Origin of the sequence: Nostoc sp. (genome assembly GCF_035638895.1) — a bacterium.
In the GTDB taxonomy this organism is placed as follows: Bacteria; Cyanobacteriota; Cyanobacteriia; order Cyanobacteriales; family Nostocaceae; genus Nostoc.
The window spans coordinates 1-1,636 of the sequence record NZ_DASQZC010000002.1; the positions used below are offsets into that span (position 1 = coordinate 1).

3 protein-coding genes are annotated in these 1,636 nt (G+C 40.0%); all 3 read left to right on the forward strand.

The window, feature by feature from the left end; genetic code table 11:
• A partial coding sequence (locus VE944_RS00040) for a Ycf34 family protein (protein ID WP_324970675.1) occupies positions 1 to 207 on the forward strand: 207 nt, incomplete at its 5' end.
• Positions 208 to 522: 315 nt separating this feature from the next.
• A complete protein-coding gene (gene tsaB, locus VE944_RS00045) occupies positions 523 to 1,182 on the forward strand; it encodes a tRNA (adenosine(37)-N6)-threonylcarbamoyltransferase complex dimerization subunit type 1 TsaB (protein ID WP_324970677.1) in 660 nt (219 codons plus the stop codon).
• 174 nt (positions 1,183 to 1,356) lie between these two features.
• Positions 1,357 to 1,636 (forward strand): DUF3370 family protein (locus tag VE944_RS00050; RefSeq protein ID WP_324970679.1); only part of this gene is annotated, 280 nt, incomplete at its 3' end.

Genomic DNA, 1,636 nt, shown 5'->3' on the forward strand with positions numbered 1-1,636 from the left:
ACCTATCATGCCGTAGAAGGGCAGCACCAACAGCCTCACTTGACTGAAACACCGAACTTTGATCCGAATGAACCTTCTATCAATGTCAACATTCGGACTAAAGATGATGTAATTGAAATGGAATGGGATGTTGTTGGTTGTCTGAGCTTTAAGCGAGAAACGGGTAAATGGTCGAAGTTGCGTCCTGGTGAATTAGTGCCGACTTGATAGAAAATGATTGGTGTATCTTACAGCTATTTTCAGGTAAGTAGATCATGCGGTAGGGGCACAGCAATGCTGTGCCCCTACGTCAGATGTGGTTCAAATACATGATTTCTGCTGTAATGAGATTTTGTTCTTCAACGATCGCTAATTCATGGTATGGGGAGGAGATGTCAGGAAAGCGATGGCATTCTGATTTTTTTGAAACAGCAAAACCTTTGCCCTGAGACTTTTGCTCGTAGTTTATTTAATTAAGAACCGCTATGTTATATGCTTAAATAAATAACGTTAACTCTATAAAAATAGATATTTTAAATAACTTTGACAACGGAACTAAAAGACCTTGCAATAAATAAATACGCTTTAGCACTGCATACCACCACACCAGAATTAGGTTTGGTAATTAGTAATTTTGCAGGCGATACTCGCTCTCAAATTTGGAATTTAGGGCGTGATTTATCTAGTTTAGTGCATCAATATTTAATTGAATTTATCAAACCGCAAGCTTGGGCAGATTTGTCCTTTATCGCAGTTGCAAAAGGGCCTGGCGGCTTTACAGGAACTCGAATTGGCGTTGTTACTGCTCGTACTTTGGGGCAACAGTTAGATATCCCCGTGTTTGCGATTTCAACTTTGGCTGCGGTAGCTTGGGCAGAAGCAGGCAAAAGTCAAAATCCCAAAACTATTGCTGTGGAAATGCCAGCACAACGAGGTCAAATTTTTGCTGCGATTTATCAATTTCAGCCAGATGCTTCTAAACTAATAGTGTGTTTATCAGATAGAGTGTTGACACCAGAAGCATGGCAGGAAACTTTAGCGAATTGGAACACTAATTATCAGTTGATTCAAGCTCAATCTGGATTAGCAGCGACGGTGACAAGTATTTTGGAATTAGCTAATCTCGATTGGCAAGAAGGCAAATTTCCTAATTGGTCAGAGGCTTTGCCATATTATGGGCAACATCCAGTACAGGATACATAATGCTTATAAATAATTTATAAACATTGATAGCAGAGGGGGAGTGGTAGAGGTGAAACGTGAGTGTGAAATAGCAAATGCTACAAACAGCGAACGCATTCTCAGAAATTTGCTTACGGGAACTTGTAGTAAGAACTTGTTATCTTTAACACCACAGCTTGATTTACGATCAAATTTATGCTCTCTCCCTTACCATCATCTGTATTCATACTTATATTAGGGCTTGCCATAACTCAAACCTTTGGATGCACAACTCATAAAGATAATTCAGCGATCGCTCAAACTTCACCAAAGCCAGCACCCCAAGAAATCGTGCAACCAGGAGAAGTTCGACCTCTACCAGGCAAATTGAATACAATACCCGTTTTTAACAGCAATAGCCCAGAATGGATTAAAACTGAGGGTATTTTACTTTCTACCTTTCCGACAAACGGTAAAAAAGTTCCAGCAGCACATC